At 71.4% G+C, this 20,727-nt stretch carries 16 protein-coding genes and 1 pseudogene; 15 read left to right on the top strand and 2 right to left on the bottom strand.

Annotated elements, in window-relative coordinates; translation table 11 throughout:
• Window positions 1-89: 89 nt before the first annotated feature.
• The 8 genes from ACQEV2_RS34420 to ACQEV2_RS34455 all read left to right on the top strand — a co-directional run bounded on the left by ACQEV2_RS34420 (window position 90) and on the right by ACQEV2_RS34455 (window position 11,033).
• Window positions 90-1,811, top strand: coding sequence for a hypothetical protein (locus ACQEV2_RS34420; protein ID WP_433050483.1), 1,722 nt, complete (start codon window positions 90-92; stop codon window positions 1,809-1,811).
• 204 nt (window positions 1,812-2,015) lie between these two features.
• Entirely contained in the window at window positions 2,016-2,858 is an 843-nt protein-coding gene (locus ACQEV2_RS34425; protein ID WP_433050486.1) for a nitrilase-related carbon-nitrogen hydrolase, read from the top strand.
• Window positions 2,855-4,141: an aspartate aminotransferase family protein gene (locus ACQEV2_RS34430; RefSeq protein WP_433050489.1), complete on the top strand. Its 1,287-nt coding sequence runs from the start codon at window positions 2,855-2,857 to the stop codon at window positions 4,139-4,141. The genes ACQEV2_RS34425 and ACQEV2_RS34430 overlap by 4 nt, the downstream gene beginning before the upstream one ends.
• 22 nt (window positions 4,142-4,163) lie before the next feature.
• Window positions 4,164-5,747, top strand: a complete 1,584-nt coding sequence (locus tag ACQEV2_RS34435; RefSeq protein WP_433050492.1) for a PucR family transcriptional regulator — start codon at window positions 4,164-4,166, stop codon at window positions 5,745-5,747.
• A gap of 180 nt (window positions 5,748-5,927) precedes the next feature.
• Window positions 5,928-6,770: a nitrilase-related carbon-nitrogen hydrolase gene (locus tag ACQEV2_RS34440; RefSeq protein WP_433050495.1), complete on the top strand. Its 843-nt coding sequence runs from the start codon at window positions 5,928-5,930 to the stop codon at window positions 6,768-6,770.
• Between the two features lie 115 nt (window positions 6,771-6,885).
• The gene (gene hydA / locus ACQEV2_RS34445; RefSeq protein ID WP_433050497.1) at window positions 6,886-8,289 is read left to right on the top strand and encodes a dihydropyrimidinase; all 1,404 of its coding nucleotides are present in this window, start codon (window positions 6,886-6,888) and stop codon (window positions 8,287-8,289) included.
• An 11-nt stretch (window positions 8,290-8,300) separates the two neighbouring features.
• Window positions 8,301-9,323 carry a TIGR03842 family LLM class F420-dependent oxidoreductase gene (locus ACQEV2_RS34450; RefSeq protein WP_433050500.1) on the top strand — a complete coding sequence of 341 codons (1,023 nt, stop codon included), beginning with the start codon at window positions 8,301-8,303 and terminating at the stop codon, window positions 9,321-9,323.
• Window positions 9,324-9,485: 162 nt separating this feature from the next.
• The gene (locus tag ACQEV2_RS34455) at window positions 9,486-11,033 is read left to right on the top strand and encodes an NCS1 family nucleobase:cation symporter-1 (protein ID WP_433050503.1); all 1,548 of its coding nucleotides are present in this window, start codon (window positions 9,486-9,488) and stop codon (window positions 11,031-11,033) included.
• 18 nt (window positions 11,034-11,051) lie between these two features.
• On the opposite strand, the gene ACQEV2_RS34460 is transcribed toward ACQEV2_RS34455, so the two are convergent.
• Window positions 11,052-11,720 carry a hypothetical protein gene (locus ACQEV2_RS34460; RefSeq protein ID WP_433050506.1) on the bottom strand — a complete coding sequence of 223 codons (669 nt, stop codon included), beginning with the start codon at window positions 11,718-11,720 and terminating at the stop codon, window positions 11,052-11,054.
• 150 nt (window positions 11,721-11,870) lie between these two features.
• Complete coding sequence (locus tag ACQEV2_RS34465; RefSeq protein WP_433050509.1) at window positions 11,871-12,878, bottom strand: carboxymuconolactone decarboxylase family protein; 1,008 nt, start codon at window positions 12,876-12,878, stop codon at window positions 11,871-11,873.
• Between the two features lie 167 nt (window positions 12,879-13,045).
• Here ACQEV2_RS34465 and ACQEV2_RS34470 point away from each other — a divergent pair, with 167 nt between their 5' ends.
• The 7 genes and pseudogenes from ACQEV2_RS34470 to ACQEV2_RS34500 form a co-directional block, all read left to right on the top strand.
• Window positions 13,046-14,149: a sensor histidine kinase gene (locus tag ACQEV2_RS34470; protein ID WP_433050512.1), complete on the top strand. Its 1,104-nt coding sequence runs from the start codon at window positions 13,046-13,048 to the stop codon at window positions 14,147-14,149.
• Between the two features lie 123 nt (window positions 14,150-14,272).
• The gene (locus ACQEV2_RS34475) at window positions 14,273-14,962 is read left to right on the top strand and encodes a response regulator (protein WP_433050515.1); all 690 of its coding nucleotides are present in this window, start codon (window positions 14,273-14,275) and stop codon (window positions 14,960-14,962) included.
• A 91-nt stretch (window positions 14,963-15,053) separates the two neighbouring features.
• A complete protein-coding gene (locus ACQEV2_RS34480) occupies window positions 15,054-15,608 on the top strand; it encodes a Uma2 family endonuclease (protein WP_433050518.1) in 555 nt (184 codons plus the stop codon).
• Window positions 15,609-15,689: 81 nt separating this feature from the next.
• Window positions 15,690-17,516 carry a gamma-glutamyltransferase family protein gene (locus tag ACQEV2_RS34485; RefSeq protein ID WP_433050521.1) on the top strand — a complete coding sequence of 609 codons (1,827 nt, stop codon included), beginning with the start codon at window positions 15,690-15,692 and terminating at the stop codon, window positions 17,514-17,516.
• A 194-nt stretch (window positions 17,517-17,710) separates the two neighbouring features.
• Entirely contained in the window at window positions 17,711-18,559 is an 849-nt protein-coding gene (locus ACQEV2_RS34490) for an inositol monophosphatase family protein (protein WP_433050524.1), read from the top strand.
• 150 nt (window positions 18,560-18,709) lie between these two features.
• Window positions 18,710-20,122: a phytoene desaturase family protein gene (locus tag ACQEV2_RS34495; protein WP_433050527.1), complete on the top strand. Its 1,413-nt coding sequence runs from the start codon at window positions 18,710-18,712 to the stop codon at window positions 20,120-20,122.
• A gap of 53 nt (window positions 20,123-20,175) precedes the next feature.
• Window positions 20,176-20,727: pseudogene (locus ACQEV2_RS34500) on the top strand (TatD family hydrolase); the annotation flags it as partial.

A 20,727-nucleotide genomic window follows, 5' to 3' on the forward strand; every position in this document is an offset into this window, starting at 1 on the left:
TTCAGTCCGAAAACTTCCCGTAGCGCGTTCGTAACATGGCTGGTGTTGCCTAACGGACCGGAGTACTCCGGTCTGGCGGGAGTTGGGCGATGTCAGTGGAACAACTCCCGGCTCGAATACGGGAGTTCGTGGACTACCTGGACGGTCTCGTGGCGCGCCTGGATCAGGGCGGCGGCTGGTGCGGGGTGTTCTGGCAGCGGGACCCGGAGGGCATGCAGGCCTGCCTCGACGGACGCGAAGTGCCGCCCTGGGACGTGGTGGAGTCGCTCCTGCACGACCTCGCCGCCCAGTACGGTCCCGGCGGTGTCGGCCCCGAGACGGAGCGCGCCCGAGCCCTGCATACCGCCGCCCTCGCCGCGTACGACGCCCGGCCCGACGGCCGCGACGCCCTCGGGGACCGGCTCGACGTCATGCTCCGCGAACAGCGGTACGCCGCCGAACGGCAGGCCGAACTGGGGCGGTTGCTCGCCTCCGCCACCACCCAGGAAGAGGCCGACGCCATCCGCCTCGACCTCGCCTGGGCCCGCGACGACCACGACCGCGCGACCGCCCGGTGCGCCGAACTCCGGGCCCGGATGACCGACCTGGACCGACGGGCGGCACGCGAACGCGGCCAGGCGATACGGCGGGACCGGATGGGAGAGGGGGCTGCGTTCCGCCTTGGCGAACGGGGCGGCCGAACCCCGGGCGTGCCGCATCAGCGCGACGAGGAGCCGGAGGCCGAGGCGGCCGAGTGGCACGCAGGGCGGCGGGCCGCCGGTGCCGGGGCGGCGGGACGTCGCGACTCCCGCCCGGAGGGGCCTACCGGTCCCTACGGCTTGGGAGGCGCCGCCGAGACAGCCGACCGGGCGGGTGCGTACGGCGCCGACGCTGGTGTGGGTCGGCCGGGCGGGCATCACATGGACCGATCCGCCCCGGCCGACGCGGCCGCGACCCCCGACTGGCCGCAAGTGCAGCACTCCGTCGCGGGGCACCCCGACGACCGGCCGACCCCGGCCGGAGCACCCGCCGGCATGACTCCCGGCGACCACACCGAGGTTCCGCCGGCCGACCCCGGTCCCGCCCCCACCGCCAAGCAGCGCAAACGCCGCCGAGGCAGCGCCCGCTTCGCCGGGATGGTCGAGGAGGAGGCCGCCCCCGTCGTCGTACCGCCGACCGCCGCACCCATCCTCCCCGCTCAGCCCGCCACCGGGCGCCGCACTCCGCGCGGAGCACGGTTCGCCGGGGCCGCCGCCGAGGCGCCCGCGAGCCCGGCGGAGCCGCAGGCCCAGCAGATGGACGCGGCGGATCGGCGGGAGGTCTCCCGGACCGTGGAGACGATTGTGCGGCTGCGCTCCGAGGGCCGCAGCGGCGAGGCGCATGTGCTGCTCGTGGAGGCCGCGTACTGGCCCGCCGTCCGCTTCCCGGCGCTCGCTGCCGACATGGAACGTGCCGGGCTCGGCGCCGACTGGGCGACCCTGTTGTGGGAGGCCGCCTCGCTGCCGGCCGAGCGGCTCGTGGCCGCCGCCGACGCGCTGACCGCGGCGGGCCGGGCCGGCGACGGGGAGCAGATCCTGCGCCAGGGCGTGGCACGGCCCGCGAACGAGATCGGGCAGGCCGTCGTCGGGCTGTCCGGCGAGGGGCGGCACCGCGAGGTCCGCGCGCTGCTCGACGCCTACGTCCGCGTCCGCACCCCGGAGGAGGCCGCCCGCAGCGCCGCACCCGACCCGAAGACGCTTGTACCGCTTCTGCTGGAGGCCGCCCAGGGCGTCTCCGACGAGCGCTACTGGGATCTCGTCCACGCCCTGCGGGTGGCGGGCTTCGCGGCGTGACACCTCGCCCTGAGGACATCTCCCACAAGGGCCATACACCGTCTCACCGGCCCCATCCGTCACCCACAGGAGTGTGAAACGTGATCGACTCAGCGGGTTAACGACGATGGTCTTGGCAAGGCTGTTCCGGGGGCTTACTTTCAAGCCTCTACGGCCCCCCTCTACGGGCGTAGAGGCTCTGACGTCCCGTCGAAGGAGCAGCTCATGGCCAACGTCGTACGTGCCGCTCTGGTCCAGGCCACCTGGACCGGCGACACCGAGTCCATGGTGGCGAAACACGAGGAGCACGCCCGGGAGGCGGCCCGGCAGGGTGCGAAGATCATCGGGTTCCAGGAGGTCTTCAACGCTCCCTACTTCTGTCAGGTCCAGGAGCCGGAGCACTACAAGTGGGCCGAGCCGGTCCCCGACGGGCCGACCGTGCGTCGCATGCGGGAGCTCGCCCGCGAAACCGGCATGGTGATCGTCGTACCGGTCTTCGAGGTCGAGCAGTCGGGCTTCTACTACAACACCGCGGCCGTGATCGACGCCGACGGCACCTTCCTCGGCAAGTACCGCAAGCACCACATCCCGCAGGTCAAGGGCTTCTGGGAGAAGTACTACTTCAAGCCCGGCAACATCGGCTGGCCCGTCTTCGACACCGCCGTCGGCAAGGTCGGCGTCTACATCTGCTACGACCGTCACTTCCCGGAGGGCTGGCGGCAACTCGGGCTAAACGGCGCCCAGTTGGTGTACAACCCGTCGGCCACCTCGCGCGGCCTGTCGGCGTACCTCTGGCAGCTGGAGCAGCCCGCGGCGGCCGTCGCAAACGAGTACTTCGTCGCCGCGATCAACCGCGTCGGGCAGGAGCCGTACGGCGACAACGACTTCTACGGGACGAGCTACTTCGTCGACCCCCGCGGGCAGTTCGTCGGGGAGGTCGCGAGTGACAAGACCGAGGAGCTGATCGTCCGCGACCTCGACTTCGACCTCATCGAAGAAGTGCGGCAGCAGTGGGCCTTCTACCGCGACCGCCGACCCGACGCCTACGAAGGACTGGTACAGCCGTGACCAAGGACCTGCTGGGCCGCCACCGCTCCGTCTTGCCGGACTGGCTCGCCCTCTACTACGAGGAACCGCTGGAGATCACCCACGGCGAGGGCCGCCACGTCTGGGACGCCGAGGGCCGGCGGTACCTCGACTTCTTCGGCGGCATCCTCACGACGATGACCGCGCACGCGCTGCCCGAGGTGACGAAGGCGGTGAGCGAGCAGGCCGGGCGGATCATCCACTCGTCCACGCTGTATCTCAACCGGCCGATGGTCGAACTCGCCGAGCGCATCGCCCAGTTGAGCGGCATCCCGGACGCCCGCGTCTTCTTCACCACCTCCGGCACCGAGGCCAACGACACCGCCCTGCTGCTCGCGACGACCTACCGGCAGAGCAACACGGTCCTCGCGATGCGCAACAGCTACCACGGCCGCTCCTTCAGCGCGATCGGCATCACCGGCAACCGCGGCTGGTCGCCCACCTCGCTGTCGCCGCTGCAGACGCTGTACGTGCATGGCGGGGTGCGCACGCGCGGTCCGTACGCCGGGCTGAGCGACGAGGACTTCATCGCGGCCTGCGTCGACGACCTGAAGGACCTGCTCGGCCACACCCGCCCGCCCGCGGCCCTCATCGCCGAGCCCATCCAGGGCGTCGGCGGCTTCACCTCGGGCCCGGACGGACTGTACGCCGCCTTCCGCGAGGTGCTCGCCAAGCGCGGCATCCTGTGGATCGCCGACGAGGTGCAGACCGGCTGGGGCCGCACCGGCGACCACTTCTGGGGCTGGCAGGCGCACGGGCAGTCCGGGCCGCCGGACATCCTGACCTTCGCCAAGGGCATCGGCAACGGCATGTCCATCGGCGGTGTCGTCGCCCGCGCCGAGATCATGAACTGCCTGGACGCCAACAGCATCTCGACGTTCGGCGGCACCCAGATCACCATGGCGGCCGGCCTCGCCAACCTCACCTACCTGCTGGAACACGACCTCCAGGGCAACGCCCGGCGCGTCGGCGGGCTGCTCCTGGAGCGGCTGCGGGCCGTCGCGGCGCACGTGCCGCACGTACGGGAAGTTCGCGGCCGGGGACTGATGCTGGGCATCGAGATCACCCGGCCCGGCACCGACGAGGCCGACGTGGCCGCCGCGTCCGCCGTGCTGGAGGCGGCCCGCGAGGGCGGCCTCCTCATCGGCAAGGGAGGCGGCCACAACACCAGTTCCCTGCGCGTCGCCCCGCCCCTGTCCCTCACCGTCGCGGAGGCCGAGGAGGGCGCCGCGATCCTCGAGAGCGCTCTGAGGAGCATCCAGTAACGCCACAGCAAGGGAAGCCGCCATGACCACCACCCTGGAACCCCTGGAGCCTGCGGAACCCCTGGAACCCGCCCTGTCGGTCCGGCAGGTCCTCACCCTGGAGCGGGTGCTCGCCGGGGAGCCCGAGGTGGTGGCCGGCGCCGGTCAGCTGGACCGGCCGGTGCGCTGGGTGCATGTCGCCGAGGCGCCGGACGTCGGGGTGATGCTCAGCGGCGGCGAGATGGTGCTCACCACGGGCGTGCTGCTCGCCGGGGACGAGGACAAGCAGGCCGAGTACGTCCGCTCCCTGCACCGCGCCGAGGCGGCCGCCGTCGTGCTCGGCCTGGGCCGGGCGTTTCCCGCTCCGCCGGAGGTGATGCGCCGGGCGGCCGAGCGGTGCGGCCTGCCCATGGTCGTCCTGCACCGGCCCTTCCCCTTCGCCGAGCTGACCGAAGAGGTCCAGTCCCGGCTCGTCCGGCGGAAGTTCGCCGCCGTCAGCCTCTCCGAGGCCGTACGGACCGCGCTGACCGGACTCATCACCGCGGGCGCCCCGCTGCAACGCCTCCTCGACGAGGTCGCCGCGCACAGCGCCTGCCCCGTCGTCGTCACCAACCTCGCCCACCGCGTCCTCGCCACGGCGGGGGAGCGGCCGGCGGTGGACGACGTGCTGCGCGACTGGGAGCGCATCGCCCGCCAGGCCGGCGGCAGCGAGGGCGACGGCTGGATCCGCGCCGAACTGGGCGGACGGGGGGAGCGGTGGGGGCAGATCATGCTGTGCGGGTACCGCGGCGACACCGCCACCGGGCGGCTGCTCGCCGACCGCGCGGCCGAGGCGCTCGTCCTGCACCGCATGCTCGGCGGCACCTCCGCGCACACCTGGGAGGAGCAGTCCGCGCAGAGCCTGCTCACCGACCTCGTCAGCGGGGTCGTACCGGCGCGGCAGCTGCTGCCACGCGCGCGTGCCGCCGGACTGCCCGTCAACCGGCGCACCTTCGTGCCGCTGGTCGTGCGGGACGTCGAACCGGCCCCACTGGAGCGCGTTCTGCGGATGCTGGGGCTGTCCGGCATCGTCGCCGAGCTCGCCGACGCGGCCACCGCCGTGCTGCTGAGCCTCGCCCGGGACCAGGACGCCGCCGTGCTCACCGCGAACTTCGCCGCCCGGGTGCGCTCGGAGTCGGGGGCCGCCCGAACCGTTGTGGCCGCTGCTGACGCGCGGACCGCCTGGGACGACGTACCCGCCGGGGTGCGCGAGGCCCAGCACGTCGCCGATGCCGTCGCCGACTCCTCGGCCGCCCTCGACCTCCCGCCCGTCGTACGCCTCAAGGACGTCCATCTGCGGGGCCTGATCCGGCTGTTGCGGGACGACCCGCATGTCCAGTCCTTCGCGGAGCGGGAGCTCGACGGGCTGCTGTGCGGCGCGGACGAAGATCTGCTCGCCGTGCTGCGCACCTACCTCGCCACCGGCCGCAACAAGTCCCGTACCGCCCAGCTCCACCACGTGTCCCGCCCCGCGCTCTACCGCCGCCTGGAGGCGATACAGACCCGGCTCGGCGTGGACCTGGACGACTTCGAGCAGGCCGCCTCGGTGCACATCGCGCTCCTCGCGCACGACGCGCAACAGGGCTGACCCAGCACTGCGGAAACAGTGCGGAAACACGCAACGACCTGGGAAAACGGCGGTGAAACATGCGTCCACGACAGGGTGACACCGTGGCACGCCGCACGCCCGCAGACGTGACACGGTGCAACTCAAACCGGATCTCCGGCACTCCTACTCTCGCTGCACACCGAGCGACCGGAGGTCCCGATGAGCAGAGTGATCCGTGCCGCCCTCTTCCAGACCGCCTGGACCGGCGACAAGGAATCGATGATCCAGGTGCACGAGCAGGCGGCCCGCGACGCGGCCGCGCAGGGCGCCCAGGTCCTGTGCTTCCAGGAGCTGTTCTACGGGCCGTACTTCTGCCAGGTCCAGGACAAGGCGTTCTACGAGTACGCCGAGCAGATCCCCGAGGGCCCGATCGTCAAGCGCTTCCAGGCACTGGCCAAGGAGCTGGGCATCGTCCTCATCCTGCCGATGTACGAGGAGGAGCAGCCCGGCGTCCTCTACAACACCGCCGCCGTGATCGACGCGGACGGCTCGTACCTCGGCAAGTACCGCAAGCACCACATTCCCCAAGTGCCGGGATTCTGGGAGAAGTTCTACTTCCGCCCCGGCAACCTCGGCTGGCCCGTCTTCGACACCAAGGTCGGGAAGATCGGCGTGTACATCTGCTACGACCGTCACTTCCCGGAGGGCTGGCGGGCGCTGGGGCTCGCGGGTGCCGAGATCGTCTTCAACCCGTCGGCCACCTCGCGCGGCCTGTCCGCCTACCTCTGGCAGCTGGAGCAGCCGGCGGCGGCCGTCGCCAACGAGTACTTCGTCGGCGCGATCAACCGGGTCGGTGTCGAGGAGCTGGGCGACAACGACTTCTACGGGACGACCTACTTCGTCGACCCGGAGGCCCAGTTCGTGGGCGAGGTGGCGAGCGACAAGGAGACCGAACTGGTCGTCCGCGACCTGGACATGGCCAAGCTGCGGGAAGTCCGCGACCGCTGGCAGTTCTACCGCGACCGCCGTCCCGACGCGTACTCCCCGCTGACCGCACCGTGAAGCAAAGGCGGTACCCGCGCCCCGTAAGGGGCGCGGGGAACTGCGCGACCAGCCACAGCCAACCCGCGCTCAGCAGACCGCTGAACCAGCGGAGCGCCAACGCAGGAGAGGGACCATGAGCAGCCGTACCGTCATCCGCGGTGGCCTCGTCATCACCGCCTCCGACGAGATCCACGCCGACGTGCTGATCGAGGACGGCCGGATCGCCGCCCTCGCCGCCTCCGGCACCCCGGCCGCCGAGGCCTGGACCGCCGAGCGGACGATCGACGCCACCGGGAAGTACGTCATCCCCGGTGGCGTCGACGTCCACACCCACATGGAGCTGCCGTTCGGCGGCACGCACGCCTCCGACACCTTCGAGACCGGCACCCGGGCCGCCGCCTGGGGCGGCACCACCACGATCGTCGACTTCGCCGTGCAGAGCGTGGGCCACTCGCTGCGCGAGGGCCTCGACGCCTGGCACGCCAAGGCCGAGGGCAACTGCGCCATCGACTACGGCTTCCACATGATCGTCTCCGATGTGAACCAGGAGACGCTCAAGGAGATGGACCTGCTGGTGGAGGAAGGCGTCACCTCCTTCAAGCAGTTCATGGCCTATCCCGGCGTCTTCTACTCCGACGACGGCCAGATCCTGCGTGCCATGCAGCGCTCCGCCGAGAACGGCGGCCTGATCATGATGCACGCCGAGAACGGCATCGCGATCGACGTGCTGGTCGAGCAGGCGCTGACCCGCGGCGAGACCGACCCCCGCTTCCACGGGGAGGTCCGCAAGGCGCTGCTGGAGGCCGAGGCGACCCACCGCGCGATCAAGCTCGCCCAGGTCGCGGGCGCCCCCCTGTACGTCGTGCACGTCTCGGCGATGGAGGCAGTCGCCGAGCTGGCCAAGGCGCGCGACGAGGGGCTGAACGTCTTCGGGGAGACCTGCCCGCAGTACCTGTTCCTGTCCACCGACAACCTCGCCGAGCCGGACTTCGAGGGCGCCAAGTACGTCTGCTCGACGCCGCTGCGGCCCAAGGAGCACCAGGCCCAGCTCTGGAAGGGCCTCAGGACCAACGACCTCCAGGTCGTTTCCACCGACCACTGCCCCTTCTGCTTCGTCGGCCAGAAGGAGCTGGGGCGAGGGGACTTCTCGAAGATCCCCAACGGTCTTCCCGGCGTCGAGAACCGGATGGACCTGCTCCACCAGGCCGTCGTCGACGGCCACATCTCACGCCGCCGCTGGATCGAGATCGCCTGCGCGACCCCGGCCCGGATGTTCGGCCTGTACCCGAAGAAGGGCACGATCGCGCCGGGCGCCGACGCCGACGTCGTGATCTACGACCCGCAGGCCGAGCAGGTCATGTCCGCCGTCACGCACCACATGAACGTCGACTACTCGGCGTACGAGGGCAAGCGCACCACCGGCCGGGTCGAGACGGTCCTCTCGCGCGGCGAACTCGTCATCACCGAGCGGGAGTACACCGGTCACGCCGGGCACGGCGTCTACACGCCCCGCTCCACCTGTCAGTACCTCAACTAGGAGCGGAGCCCATGGACTTCGGACTCGTCCTGCAGACCGACCCGCCGGCCTCGAAGGTCGTCAGCCTGATGAAGCGCGCCGAGCGCAACGGCTTCACCTACGGCTGGACCTTCGACTCGGCCGTGCTCTGGCAGGAGCCGTTCGTGATCTACAGCCAGATCCTGGCCAACACGCAGACGCTGAAGGTCGGCACGATGGTGACCAACCCGGGCACCCGCACCTGGGAGGTCACCGCCTCCACGTTCGCCACCCTCAACGACATGTTCGGCAACCGCACGGTCTGCGGCATCGGCCGCGGCGACTCCGCGATGCGCGTCGCCGGGCGCAAGCCCAACACCCTCGCCCGTATCAGCGACGCCATGAAGGTCATCCGGGCACTGGGCCGCGGTGACGAGGCAGACCTCGGCGGCGGTACGGTCGTCAGGTTCCCGTGGATCAAGCCGGGCGCGGAACTCCCCGTGTGGATGGCGGCGTACGGGCCCAAGGCCCTGAAGATGACCGGCGAGGAGGCCGACGGGTTCATCCTGCAGCTCGCCGACCTGTACCTGACCGAGTACATGGTCAAGGCCGTCAAGGACGCGGCGGTCGCCGCCGGCCGTGACCCGTCCGAGGTGAAGATCTGCGTCGCCGCCCCCGCCTACGTCACCGAGGACGACTCGCCCGAGGCGCTCGCCCACGCGCGCGAGCAGTGCCGGTGGTTCGGCGGGATGGTCGGCAACCATGTCGCCGACCTCGTCGCCAAGTACGGCGAGCACTCCGCGGCCGTACCCGACGACCTCACCGACTACATCAAGGCGCGCGAGGGGTACGACTACTCCCACCACGGACGCGCCGACAACCCGGACACCCAGTTCGTGCCCGACGAGATCGTCGACCGGTTCTGCGTCATCGGACCGGTCGAGAAGCACATCGAGAAGCTGAACGCGCTGCGTGATCTGGGCGTCGACCAGTTCGCCGTCTACGACATGCACGACGCGCAGGAAGCCGTCATCGACGCATACGGCTCGGAGGTCATCCCCGCGGTCAACTCCTGACCGTCATCGTCGAGTTCGGACTACAGCACCACCGCTCCACCCGACCCCCCACACCTTGTCTCCCTCCCCGCGGTCCAGGCCTCCCCGCCACCCGCCCCGGGGAGGGGCCCAAGGCCCCCGCACGGCCTATCCATCCCGTCCCGCTTGTCGATTGGCCTGCCCATGACCGAAACAGTCCCCACGGGGTCACCGATATCGCAGACCGCCCACGCCGACGGCCGCATAGAACTCGCCCCCGAGGCATTCCCCGCCCACAGTCCCTTCGCCAACGAGGACCTGCGGCCCGTCCCGGTCGCCGAGCGCAAGTGGACGACGTACAACTTCGCGGCCCTGTGGATCTCCATGGCCCACTGCATCCCCAGCTGGACCCTGGCCTCCGGCCTGGTCGCCCTCGGCATGGACTGGAAGCAGGCCGTCTTCACCATCGCCCTGGCCAACGTCATCGTGCTGCTGCCGATGCTGGCCACCGGGCACGCCGGACCCAAGTACGGCATCCCCTTCCCGGTGCTGGCACGGGCCTCGTTCGGGCTGCGTGGCGCCAACATCCCGGCGCTGATCCGGGCGGCCGTGGCCTGCGGCTGGTTCGGCATCCAGACCTGGATCGGCGGCAGCGGCATCTTCGCGCTGGGCTCCAAGCTCACCGGGGGTCACTGGGAGAACGCAGGGAAGATCGCCGGTAACCCCTGGCCCCTGTGGCTCTGCTTCCTCCTCTTCTGGGCCGTGCAGATCGCCATCATCTACCGCGGCATGGACTTCCTGCGGCACTTCGAGAACTGGGCCGCGCCCTTCGTGATCGTCGGCGCCCTGGTGCTGCTGGTCTGGATCGCGGTCAAGGCCGACGGCTTCGGCGCGCTGCTCGACCAGCCCTCGAAGCTGGGCTGGGGTGCCGACTTCTGGCCGGTCTTCTTCCCGTCCCTCATGGGAATGATCGGCTTCTGGGCGACTCTCTCGCTCAACATTCCCGACTTCACGCGGTTCGGCGCCAGCCAGAAGGCCCAGACCTGGGGCCAGTCCCTCGGCCTGCCCACCACCATGACCCTCTTCGCGATCCTCGCCGTGCTGGTCACCTCCGGCTCCGAGGTGGTCTACGGCGAGGCGATCTGGGACCCGGTCGCCCTCGCGGCCAAGACCGACAACGCCTTCGGCCTGCTCTTCGCGCTCATCGTCGTGCTGGTCGCCACCGTCTCCGTGAACATCGCGGCGAACGTGGTCTCCCCGGCGTACGACCTGGCGAACCTGGCCCCGAAGCTCATCAACTTCCGTACGGGCGCGCTGATCACGGGTGTCGTCGGCATCCTGATCTTCCCGTGGAAGCTGATCTCCACGCCGGAGTTCTACATCTTCACCTGGCTCGGTGTGGTCGGCGGCCTGCTCGGCACGGTCGCGGGCATCCTGATCGCCGACTACTGGATCGTCCGGCGTACGGTCCTGCACCTCGCGGACCTGTACACGCCCGGCGGCCGGTACTGGTACTCGTCCGGCTGGAACTGGCGCGCGATCGTCGCCTTCCTGGTCGGCGGCGTCCTCGCGGTCGGCGGCTCGTACTCGGGTGTCGGCGCCGACGGTACGAAGACCGGACCGTTCCCGGTCGACGGGCTGATCCCGTTCCTCAAGCCGCTCGCCGACTACGGCTGGGCGGTGGGCCTGGGCGCCGCGCTGGTGCTGTACGTGGTGCTCATGGGCGGTCGCAGGGAACGCGTCGAGGCCTGATCCCGCCGCGGAGGACGGTCAGCCCTTCTGGCCGTCCTCCAGCGCGGCCGCGGCCTCCTTGGCCGCCTTGATCGCGCCCTTGTTGATCTCGTCCGTGCTGGGCGCCTTCTTCGACTCGAAGTCGCTTCCGCTGTACGTGACGGAGATCAGCGCGTTGGACGCGCGGATCATCACCACGCCCTCGCGGGTCTGCTGCTTGTCCTCGGTGGTGAGGTTCACCACCGAGTAGCCCGCGTCCCCGACTCCGGGAACGTCGCCCCCGCCGCTCTTGGCCGCGATGCGCTCCTTGTAGGACGTCTCCGCGGCCTCGTCCGACGCCGTGATCTCGAAGGACACGTCCAGCCAGCGGTAGTCGTACCCCTTGAGCGCGTTCCACGAGCATGTGCGGCGCAGCTTCGAGTCGGTCGACGGGATCTCCTTGCCGGCCGTCTTCGCACCGGGTACGAGGTCCTTTATCGTCTTCGAGCCCAGGCTGTCGCACGGTGAGGGAGCGCTGGAGTACGTCTTCGACGCCGCTGCCGTCGCGGGAGCCGTGGGCGACTCGTCTTCGGTCTTCTGCGTCGCCGTCCGCTCGTCGGCGGCCGGTGTCGCGGCGGGTCCGGACGACAGCGCCCAGCCCGCCGCGGCAAGCACGACGACGGGCGACAGACGCGCGGTGAGGGCGAGCGGCAAAGGCAGAGAACGCACGGCGCACTTTTCGTGGGGGACGGTGCGGAGGGAGTCCGCACTGCGGACGGGACGCCAGTGTCACATGACTGCCTGTGACGCGGAAGTGCCAACTCGCTCCGTGCTGACGCCACTACGGACGGGCCGCAATTACGGGGTGACCTGGGCGAGTTACAGGGCCTCCAGGGTGATTTGGGATGAGATAGCGCTTTCAATCCGATCCACGGCGAGAAAAGCGCCGTATGCGACGAGGCGCACCAGACAGTGGTCGGTGTGCTCCGGCCTGCGCCATGCCGCCACGTCCTCGTCCGTGATGCGGTACGGCGCGAGGGCGGTCAGCAGCGCGAGCCGCGCCCCGGGACGCTCCCGGCGGTCCGGGAACCCGTCCAGGGCGAGCGGCGGATGTGTGCCGTCCCAGTCCTGCAGGGCCGCCTCCAGGATGTCGTGGTCGTCGGCGTCGAGGAGACCCGCGCCCCTCATGGCGGTCCTGAGCAGCGCCGCGTACGCGAGGCCGACGGGTGTGCCGCCCGCCCATGCGGGGGCCTCACCGGGGTCGATGTCCTCGAGCAGGGCGAGTGACTGGCCGGGGCGCGCGGGGCGGCGTACGGTCCGGGCGAGCGAGCGGCCCGCGAGGCTGCGTACCGCCCGGAACCGCTGGGCGCCCGCCGGGAGCAGGTTCTCGGTCAGCAGGGCCGAGGCGATCCGGTTGATGAAGTGGAAGGTGAGCGCGGTGCCGAGGTAGGCGGGGGCGTGCGCACGCGGGAAGGGGTACGGCACCAGGGTGGCGCCGGGCACGCGCGTGTGCTGCCCCCAGGCGAGCACGCGCGCGTGGTCCTCGCTGTGCGGGGCCTCCCCGCGCGCCAGCCGCTCCGCCAGCGCATGGTCGCCGGTGGCGTGCAGCAGCACGGTGTGCGCGTCCACGCAGAACGGGCACTTGTTGGCGAGCGACACTCCGAGGGCCACCAGCTCCTTGCCGGTGCGGCTGCCCGGTCCGGCGATGAGCGACTCGCGCATCAACGCCCAGGTGGGGGCGAGGAGTTCGGGTGCGGAGGACAGGACCACGAAGGTCGCGGGCGCGGCGATGCCGAAGTCGAGGGCGATCTGCGCGTACACCTCGGCGACGGTGCCGGCGGCCGACCTGGGCGGAAGGGGTTCGGTGTGACGGAAGGGTGTGGACATGGGCAGCAGCGTGCGCCGGCGGGACGGTCCGGGTCGTCGTACCGCCGAAGGCAGTTGGGGCTGCGCCGCCCGGGCGGGGCGGTGCCGGGCACTACTGCGTGGGGAGTAGTCGGGGAGCCGTCCACAGGGGTGACGTCCCTGTCGGTGGGGCGGTCTACTGTGCGGGCATGAGCGGGAATCGGATCACACGCGAGCGGCTCGTCGACGCGGTCGTGGCGGTCGTCGTCGGCGCGATCGTCGTGCTCGTCGGCCTGGGGGACGGCCGCGACGGGCCCGTCGACCTCGCGCTGATCGCGATCGGGTCGCTGGCCCTGGCCGCGCATCGCACGGCTCCGCGTGCCGTGCTCGCGGTCACCACCGCCAGTCTGCTCGCCGAAGTGGTCCTCGCCGGGCCCGCGACCATCATGGCCCTCCCCGTCGTGGGCGCGGTGCACATAGCGGGGAGGACCGGGCACCGGGGCACGGCCGCAGCGGCCGCCGCCGTCTTCCTCGGCGGATACGTCGCGGCGGGCGCGGCGAGCGCGGACGTCGCGCGGGAAGCGCTGCTCCTCGCCGGCTGGTTCCTGTGCGCGGTCGTGACGGGGCTGGCCGACAGCAACTGGCAGGCGTACCTGCGCCAGACCGAACAGCGCGCCCTGGAGGCCGAACGCACCCGCGAGGAGGCGGCGTTGCGCCGCGCGGGCGAGGAACGCCTGCGCATCGCCCGAGAGTTGCACGACTCCCTCACCCACAGCATCTCGATCGTCAAGCTCCAGGCGGGCGTCGCCGTCCACCTGGCCCGCAAGCGGGGCGAGGAGATACCGCCCGCACTGCTCGCCATCCAGGAGGCGAGCGGCGAGGCGATGCGCGAGCTGCGCGCCACGCTGGAAGTACTGCGCACGGACGAGCCGACCGGCACACCCGCGCTGCTCGTCGAGCGGGCACGGGCGGCCGGGCTCGCGGTCGAGCTGACGGTGACGGGGGAGGAGCGGCCGCTGTCGGCGACGGTCGAGCGGGCGACGTACCGGATCGTCCAGGAGTCCCTGACGAACGCGGCGCGGCACGCGGGACCGGCGAAGGTGGTCGTTCAACTGGCCTATGACGAAGGAGAGTTGAAGATATCCGTCGAGGATGACGGCACCGCCGACCCGTCCAGTCCGCCCAACCCCGGCATCGGTCTGACCGGCATGCGCGAACGCGTCACGGCCCTCGGCGGCACACTCGACGCCGCCCCGCGCGCGGAGGGCGGGTTCGCGGTGCGGGCGCGGCTGCCGCTGGGTGAGGCGGGGTGAGGACGGGGTGGCGCCGGGGCAGGGTGACGAAGGGTCTGGGACGACGAGGGGTGTGGGACGACGGGGGACGGGGTGACGACGGGGTGCGGGACGACGGGGGGCGGGGTGACCACGGGGTGCGGGATGACGGACGGCGTGATCAGAGTCGTGCTCGTCGACGACCAGGCGCTGATGCGGGCGGGCTTCAGGGCCCTGCTGGACGCCGAGGACGGCATCGAGGTGGTCGGCGAGGCGGCGGACGGTGAGCGGGGCCTGGAGCTGATCCGCGCGCGGGTTCCCGACATCGCGCTGATCGACGTGCAGATGCCGGTGATGACGGGCATCGAGGCGACCCGGCACATCGCCGCTGACCCGGCGCTGGCAGCCGTCCGCGTGGTGATCCTGACGAACTACGGCCACGACGAGTACGTCTTCGAGGCCCTGCGCGCCGGGGCGAGCGGCTTCCTCCTGAAGGACACCGAACCGGCCGACCTGCTCCAGGCGATCGAGGTGGTGGCACGCGGGGAGGCACTGCTGTCCCCGTCGGTCACCCGCACCCTGATCGGCGAGTTCGTGTCCAGACCGCCCGACCGGGCCACCCCGCCCGGCCTGGAGTGCCTGACGCGCCGCGAACGCGAGGTGACGGCGCTGGCGGCGCGGGGCCTGACCAACGAAGAGATCGCCGAGCACATGGTGATCAGCCCGTTCACGGCGAAGACGCACATCAGCAGGGCGATGACGAAGCTGGGGGCGCGGGATCGGGCGCAGCTCGTGGTGTTCGCCTACGAGTCGGGGCTGGTGGCGGTGCGGGGTGGAGATCACCGGTTGGAGTGATCTGTCCCGGGGATCGTCCTGCGGGCGTGACGGATTGCCGTAGACCAGGGACGGTGGTCATGCCGCAGGCACGATGTCAGACGGAGAACCAATGAGCGCTCAGCCGCGTAGGTACGCCGTAGCCGACGCCGAAGCAGCACTCAAGTACGCGATCCAGCACATCAAGGGTGACCGGGTGCAGATCGTTGAGGGGATCATCGAACACGTCGTGCCGTCTTGGGATCACGAAGGCGTTGCGGACCAGATCCGAGAACAACGTGGACCGGAGCTGAGCAGGCTGGGATGCCGCGCCGGCTCCGGCGATCTGGACCTACCGGGGACGCCCAACTGGTATGTGCCGGGCTTGGCCGTCGTGCCGAGGGACATCGCCAAGGGGGCGGGGGCCCTCGTCCCCGACCAGACCCTGCTGATCGTCGAGGTCACCTCCGAAAGCAACGGGGACACGGACCGCATCGTCAAACGAAGGCGCTACGCGGAATACGGAGCCCCGCTCTATCTGCTGGTCGACCGTCAGGAGCGGTCCTGCACGCTCTACTCCGCTCCCGGGCAGCTGGGCTACACGGAGGTCAAGGGCCCGTTGCCGTTCGGAACACCCGTATCCCTACCGGATCCGTTCGACCTGGAGCTGGACACCTCGGACTTCTGATTCCCTTCACTCACCCCGGCACGCGGATCCGCCGCTGCGTACGATCACAAGATCGGTCACCCCGCAGTGAGGAGTCCGCCCGTGTTCACCACCCGGCCCACCCTCCAGGGCACCTTCGGCATGGTGTCCTCCACCCACTGGCTGGCCTCCCAGTCGGCGATGGCCGTACTGGAGGACGGCGGCAACGCCTACGACGCGGCCGCGGCGGGTGCCTTCGTGCTGCATGTCGTCGAGCCGCACCTCAATGGCCCCGCCGGCGAGGTGCCGATCCTGCTCGCGCCCGCGGGCGGCGAGGTTCGGGTGCTGTGCGGACAGGGCGTCGCACCCGCCGGGGCGACGGTCGCGCACTACCGGGGACTCGGCCTGGACCTCGTACCCGGGACCGGGCCGCTCGCCGCCGCCGTCCCCGGCGCCTTCGACGCCTGGATGCTGCTCCTGCGCGACTACGGCACCAGAACCCCTGCCGACGTACTCAAGTACGCCATCGGGTACGCCGAACACGGGCACGCGCCCGTGGAACGCGTCGGCGAGACCGTCGAGACCGTGCGCGAGCTCTTCGAGACGGAGTGGACGTCGTCGGCCGAGGTGTACCTGCCGGGCGGAAAGGCGCCGCGCCCCGGGGAACTGTTCCGCAACCCAGCCCTCGCCGCCACCTGGAAGCGGCTCCTCGCCGCGGTCGCCGGAGCCGGGGACCGGGTCGCGCAGATCGAGGCGGCGCGGGAGGTGTGGCGCACCGGGTTCATCGCCGAGGCGCTCGTACGGCAGGCGCAGCGGCCCACGATGGACACCAGCGGTGAGCGGCACTCCGGCACGCTCACGGCCGCCGACCTCGCCGGCTGGTCCGCGACCTACGAGGCTCCGGCGACGTACGACTGGAACGGCTGGTCCGTCTGCAAGCCCGGCCCCTGGAGCCAGGGCCCGGTCCTCCTCCAGCAGCTCGCGCTGCTCCCGCCCGAGCTGCCCCGGTACGGGTCCGCCGAATACGTCCACCTGCTGATCGAGGGCTGCAAGCTGGCCATGGCCGACCGGGAGGCCTGGTACGGCGACGCTTCCGAGGTGCCGCTCGCCGAGCTGCTGTCGGCGGAGTACAACGCCGCCCGGCGCGAGCTGATCGGCGAGAAGGCCTCCCACGAGCTGCGGCCCGGCAGCCCGGGCGGACGCGAACCGCGGTTGTGCACGCACGCGCGCGTGGTGGCCTCCGACGAACCCGGCTTCGACGTGCTGGGGGTCGGCGAGCCGACGGTGGCCAAGCGGCCGGCCTCCCCGGTGCCGGGCGAGCCCGGCGTCGCCGCCGACGGGGGCACCCGCGGCGACACCTGCCATCTCGACGTCGTCGACCGCTGGGGCAACATGATCGCGGCCACCCCCAGCGGCGGCTGGCTGCAGTCCAACCCCGTCGTACCCGAACTGGGCTTCCCGCTCGGCACCCGGCTGCAGATGACCTGGCTGGAGGAGGGCCTGCCGAACTCGCTGACGCCGGGCCGCCGCCCCCGCACCACCCTCACGCCCTCCATCGCCCTGCGCGACGGCGTGCCCGTCATGGCCTTCGGCACGCCCGGCGGGGACCAGCAGGACCAGTGGCAGCTGCACTTCTTCCTGGCCGTGGCGCTGCGGGCTCGGGTCCGCGGCGGCCTCGACCTCCAGGGCGCGATCGACGCCCCGAACTGGCACAACGACAGCTTCCCCGGCTCCTTCTATCCGCGCGGGATGCGGCCGGGAAGTGTCACCGTGGAGTCCCGGACGGACGCCGACGTGGTCGAGGAGCTGCGGCGGCGTGGTCATGAGGTGACGGTCGGTGACGCCTGGTCGGAGGGGCGGCTGTGCGCGGTCGCGAGGGATCCGGAGACCGGTGTCCTGTCGGCGGCGGCGAACCCGCGGGGGATGCAGGGGTACGCGGTCGGGCGCTGAGAGCGGTGAGGGCAGTGAGGGGTGGCGGGCGCGGTGGACGGCTCCGTGAGGATGGTGGGGACCGTGGGGACGCGCCGGACGCGCCTCTGACCTGCTGATACGCCACCGATGCGCACCCCTCGTGTTCATGCCGATGCCACCCCGCGGCCATCGGGCGGGCGGGGATTGTCAGTGCGGCGTGCTCTCATGGAGGGGTGATCGGATACATCGAAACCATCGAAGAGTTTCTCGTACAGCACTCGGCCGACGTGGAGGAAGCGGTCCGCAAGGCGGCCGCGGCCGAGATCATGCCGCGCTTCCGGCAGCTCGCCGCGCACGAGATCGACCAGAAGAGCGGGCCGCACGACCTGGTGACCGACGCCGACCGGCTCGCCGAGCAGTACCTCACCGAGGCACTCGGCAAGCTCCTGCCCGGCTCGGTCGTGGTCGGCGAGGAGGCGGTGCACGCCAACCCGGTGACGTACGACGCGATACGGGGCGACGCCCCCGTCTGGATCATCGACCCCGTCGACGGCACCCGCCAGTTCGTGCACGGAGACGACGGCTTCTGCACGCTGGTCGCCCTCGCCCAGCGCGGCGTCCTGCTCGCCTCCTGGACCTACGCCCCCGCCCGCGACCAACTGGCCACGGCGATACGGGGCCAGGGCGCCTTCCTCGACGGCGAGCGGCTGCACTCCGGGTCCCCCGAGCCCGGCCGGGACCTCGAAATCGCCACGTCCCACCCGGACTACACGACCGACGAGCAGAAGCGGGCGCTGCTGGGGCTGTGGACCGACGGTGTCGCGCCGCGTGCGTGCGGTTCGGCCGGGCTGGAGTATCTCGCCGTCGCGCGGGGCGAGTTGGACGCGACAGCGTTCAGCTGGGAGGCGGCCTGGGACCACGCGGCGGGCGTCCTCCTGGTCGAGGAGGCGGGCGGTGCCCACCTGACCCGCACGGGGGAGCCGTTCCGCATCACGGGCGGCAACGCCTTGCCGTTCACGACGGCGCGGGACGGGGGCACGGCTCGCCGGGTGGCGGGATTGTTGTCCGGGGTGACTGCCTAGAGCTCGGCCCCGCCCGTCACGCGGCGGAGCCGCATATCGACAGGGCCCCGCGCTCCTGGGTGGGTCACCGCCCCGTGCACTGTCAGTGGCCCGGCATATCCTGATCCTTCAGTGGCCATCGGCTGACGAAGGAGTCCGAAGGTGCCGTCAATGCTCGATGCGGTCGTGGTGGGTGCGGGGCCGAACGGACTGACCGCTGCCGTGGAGCTGGCCCGCCGCGGCTTCTCCGTGGCCGTGTTCGAGGCGCGTGACACCGTCGGCGGCGGCGCCCGCACGGAGGAGCTCACCCTGCCGGGCTTCCGGCACGACCCGTGCTCCGCCGCGCACCCCCTCGGCATCAACTCGCCCGCGTTCCGTGCGATGCCCCTCGACCACTACGGCCTGCAGTGGCTGCACGCCGACCTGCCGATGGCCCACCCCTTCACCGACGGCACCGCGGCCGTGCTGTCCCGCTCGGTCGCCGAGACCGCCGCCTCCTTCGGGCCGCGCGACGCGGGGACGTACCGCAGACTGGTCGAGCCGTTCCTGACGAAGTGGGACACGCTGGCCCGTGACTTCATGTCCCTGCCCCTCACCGCGCTCCCGCGCGACCCGGTCACCCTCGCCCGCTTCGGCCTCGTCGGGCTGCCCCCGTCGACATGGCTGATGCGTCTCTTCCGTGACGAGCGGGCCAGGACCCTGTTCTCCGGCCTCGTCGCGCACGTCATGGCCCCGCTCGGCGGCTTCGCCACCGGCGCCATCGGCCTGGTCTTCGCGCTCTCCGCCCACGCCCGCGGCTGGCCCGTGGCCCGTGGCGGCTCCCAGTCGATCTCCGACGCCCTCACCGCGTATCTGGAGGACCTCGGCGGCACCGTCCACACCGACTACGAGGTCAAGCGGCTCGACGACCTGCCGCCCGCGCGCGCGTACGTCTTCGACACCTCGCCCACCGCCCTGGCCCGCATCGCCGGCTTCGGCCGGTACTACGAGGGCTACCGTTACGGCCCCGCCGCCTTCAAGATCGACTACGCGCTGGACGGCCCGGTGCCGTGGACCGCTGCGGAGGCCCGGCGGGCCGGCACCGTGCAGATCGGGGCGGACAGCGCGGAGATCGGCACGGCACTGCGCTCCGCGTCCCGCGAGGGCCGGGCGCCCGACAAGCCGTTCATGATCACGGTGCAGCCCAGCGTCGTCGACCCCACCCGGGCCCCCGAGGGCAAGCAGGTCTTCTGGGCGTACGGCCATGTGCCGAACGGCTGGACCGGAGACCTCACGGACGCCATCGAGCGCCAACTGGAGCGCTTCGCCCCGGGGTTCCGCGACCGTGTCCTCGCCCGCGCCACGGCGGGCCCGGCCGAACTCGCCGCCCGCAACGCCAACTACGTCGGCGGGGACATCGCCTCCGGCGCGGCCTCCGGACTCCAACTCCTGCTGCGCCCCAAGCTGTCGCTCTTCCCCTACCGCACCCCGCACCCGGCGGTCTTCATCTGCTCGTCGGCGACCCCGCCCGGACCGGGCGTGCACGGTATGTCGGGGCACAACGCGGCCAAGGCGGTGTGGCGGCGGCTGCGGCAGGAGCGGTGAGTCCGCTCAAACGACCTACGTTGACCGGTCGTTGGTGGCTGACGGGGCTGACCGTGCGCATCTTCGACCCCCACATCCACATGACCTCCCGCACGACCGACGATTACGAGGCGATGTACGCCGCCGGGGTGCGCGCCGTCGTCGAGCCCGCCTTCTGACTGGGCCAGCCCCGCACGTCGCCGGAGAGCTTCTACGACTACTTCGACGGGCTGCTGGGCTGGGAGCCGTACCGCGCCGCCCAGTTCGGCATCCAGCACTTCTGCACCATCGCGCTCAACCCGAAGGAGGCGAACGACCCGCGCTGTGTCCCGGTCCTCGACGAACTGGACCGCTACCTGGCCAAGGACCGGGTCGTAGCGGTCGGCGAGATCGGCTACGACTCGATGACCCCGGAGGAGGACGAGGCGCTCGCCCGCCAGCTCCAGCTCGCCATCGAGCACGAGCTGCCCGCCCTGGTGCACACCCCGCACCGCGACAAGGCGGCCGGCACGCGGCGAACGCTGGACGTCGTACGGGAGTCGGGCATCGCCCCCGAACTCGTGGTCCTCGACCACCTCAACGAGCTCACCGTCGGCATGGTCCTCGACAGCGGCTGCTGGGCCGGC

Origin of the sequence: Streptomyces sp. CA-251387 (assembly GCF_050936625.1) — a bacterium.
Lineage (GTDB): Bacteria > Actinomycetota > Actinomycetes > Streptomycetales > Streptomycetaceae > Streptomyces.